This window comes from Methanobrevibacter sp. (assembly GCF_017468685.1).
In the GTDB taxonomy this organism is placed as follows: domain Archaea; phylum Methanobacteriota; class Methanobacteria; order Methanobacteriales; family Methanobacteriaceae; genus Methanocatella.
On record NZ_JAFUHT010000058.1, the window covers coordinates 1 to 3240 of the forward strand.

Below are 3240 nucleotides of genomic sequence, written 5' to 3' on the forward strand. Positions count from 1 at the left end.
AATTCTTGTTTAATTTTTTGTTCCGAAATCATATAAAACTTACGAAAAATCAAAACCTGATTTAAAAATAATATAACATTGTTATTAAATATGGAATTTAATAAAAATTTTCACCAAGAATATCTTAAGTTTCTAGGAATGTATTTTATCCACAATATTTAATAATGTTGAAAAATATAGATATAAACCAATAAAAATATTTTTTCACATTGTTTGAAATTATTTTTATTTTTCTTATAATTTTAATTTAAATTAATAAAAATTAGACAGAGGATTTTTAATGAATAGAGAAACATTATTAACAGTAGGTAAAGGAGTTATCATTGTATTGATTCTTTTGGCTGTTGTTTTCGCATTAAAAGCTCCTGCTGCTGATCTACATTTCTTTGACGATGAAGGAAAAGCATTATACACAGATGCATCAGGTCTTCCTTATTTCAGTGAAATGGATTCATATTATAACTACAGGTTGACTGACGATTATGTGGATCATGGTTATGCGGGAGATGAAATGGTAAATGATACTGCATGGGATATGCATCGTAATGCTCCTGATGGTTTTCAAGTTAATTATGAGTTGGGAATTGTATATGTGACTTCATGGTTACATGATGTGGCCAATAATTTCTTCGGAATGAACATGTCAGTTAAGGAAGTTGCATTTTGGGCTGGAGCAATTATTTCAACACTAGCAGTAATACCAGCATTTATATTTTCAAGAAGACTTACAAACGATTATGGAGCAATTGTTGCAACTATAATCATCGCACTTGCTCCGAACTATTTCGCACACACATTCCCGGGATTTTTCGATACAGATATGTTCTACTACATATTCTCACTCCTATTTGTATTCTTCTTTGTTGAATCAATAAGAAGTAACAACTGGATTTGGAAAATCGTATTTGCTATATTGTCCATTATTTCCGTTGGAATCTTTTCAGTTCAATGGTCTGGATGGGTCTTTTATGTTGCAATGATGGGATTCTTTGCAGTAATATACCTGATTGTAACATTTGTTTTCAATGTTGATGAAGACAGAGACCAATACGGCAATGTCGTTGAATGGTTAGTGCACAACAAGGAATTCCTATCCATCATTGCAATTGGTGTAATTGCATTTATCGGACTTGCAGTATTTAGAGGAGTCGATGGAGTAATCGGAATCTTTGGAAGCGTATTTGGATTGTTAAACTTACAATCTGCATCTGTTGTTGTAGGAGGATTCCCTAACGTACTTATTTCCGTTGCAGAGATGCAAATGCCAGCAATGCTAGGTGCAGGAATGACTTCCATGTTTTTAGCAAACACCAACGGATTCATAAACGGTATCGGTGGTATTGCAGTATTTTTCGCAGCATTGGTTGTATTATACATCCTTGTTACAAGAGCATGGAAATACAGAAATGTCAGACAAAAACCGGTGGAAGCTAAACCTGAAAAAGGTAAAAGATTATCCGCTGCTGAAAAACTTGACAACAGTCGTAAATTCAAATTATCTCTTGCTGATTTGAAATTCGGTGGAGACAATGAAATACTTGCAAGCAAAAGATTAACAGTATTATATGCAACATTATTCGTTGTATGGGTAGTAGTAACCGCTCTTGCAGTATCCCGTGGTTCAAGGTTCATTACCACAATCGTTTTACCATTCGGTTTACTAGCAGGCATATTTGTAGGATACGCTTGTGATTACATCAAAAACAGACTCAACAACGACAAATGGTTAACTGTTGCAGTGATTTTATGTGCATTTCTAGCAGCTGTACCGGTAGCTACAATCAACACAACCTATGGTATTATATTATTTGTTGTAATTGCAGCAATCGGACTTGCTTCAATATACTTGCTCAAAGACAACTCAGCTGACAAAAACCATGTTCCGCTCAAAAAACATATTTTGATAATTGCTTTAGTGATTGCATTAATCACTCCAAGTATTGTTGGCGCATGGCAGACTTCAGAAAACGTTGTTCCAGGTACAAACGACTACATGTGGAACGCAATGGAATGGATAGATGAAACCCAACCGGATGATACAGTAATCACATCCTGGTGGGACTTCGGTTACCTCTTCGAAGTTGCTGCAGACAGACAGGTAACATTCGACGGAGGTTCTCAGTCAGGGGAACGTGCTTTCTGGCTGGGTCAGGCGATGACAACTGATAATTTGGAACTATCTGCAGGAATATTCAGAATGCTTGATTCAACAGGTACAAAAGCTGACGATTATCTTGTAAACGTCACAGGAGAACCTGGTAAGGCTACTGATATCCTTATTGATATATTGCCTAGAACATCAAGCAACGCCCAAAAGGTATTGCAGTCCAAGTATGACTTAACTGCAGATCAGGCAAAAGACGTAGTCAAACTCACACATCCTAAAAACCCAAGACCTGTAATATTTGTCGCATCCTCAGATATGCTTCAAAAAGCAGGCTGGTGGAGTTACTTCGGTGCATGGGACTTTGACAACCAGACTTCTGAAAACTACAACTACTACGTGCCATATGATTCAGCTAAAGTTGCAGCCGGCCAGTCAGGCAAGGTTCAATTATTAGAAGATCAGGGCATGACCGTAAATGCAGTAATTGAAAGAGGTTCCGGTAACAACACAACCGAAGCACATGTCGAATCAGTATACACAGATTCCGGCGAGCCAATCAAAGTCAACGGTACTGACTACAACCCTCTTAAAGCATCCAGATTAATCTTAATCGAAGACGGATACATCATGAAAAACGAATCCATCAAAGGTGCTAAAGACGGTAACTACACCTTATTCCTCATGGGCCAGAACAATGAGTACACTCCAATATTAATAGATGAGAAACTTGAAAACTCAATGTTTACTCAACTTTATCTTTTAGGTGGAGCAAACCAAAACATATTTGAGCCTGTGCATTCTGAAAACGGTGTAATGCTATTTAACGTAAACTTTGACAATACCAAAGCAGGTAGTTAATTCTACCTCACTTTTTTTATTTTTTTTAAACTTGTATATTTTCTAGAAATTTATTACAAATAATACTTTTATGCTTTATTTTTTTAAAATAAACTAAATTAATTATTTTTTTTATTAATTATGAGACATTTCGTTTTCTAAAATAGGTAAGATAAAAGCCTACACTCACTTTGATGTAACTTATCATCCACAAATCATTAAAACAAAAACAATAAACAAGCAGAAAGATTTAAGTATAATCCGCGATAAACTATCTAACAACAAAAAATTAACAG

At 35.4% G+C, this 3240-nt stretch carries 1 protein-coding gene; it reads left to right on the forward strand.

Going from position 1 to position 3240, the window contains the following annotated elements; genetic code table 11:
* The first annotated feature begins 280 nt into the window (after positions 1 to 280).
* Positions 281 to 2965, forward strand: coding sequence for an STT3 domain-containing protein (locus IJ258_RS07690; protein WP_292805355.1), 2685 nt, complete (start codon positions 281 to 283; stop codon positions 2963 to 2965).
* Positions 2966 to 3240 lie beyond the last annotated feature (275 nt).

What these genes read in the sequence shown, in the direction of transcription:
- IJ258_RS07690 (WP_292805355.1), top strand. Translation starts at nt 281, where the DNA reads ATGAATAGAGAAACATTATTAACAGTAGGTAAAGGAGTTATCATTGTA.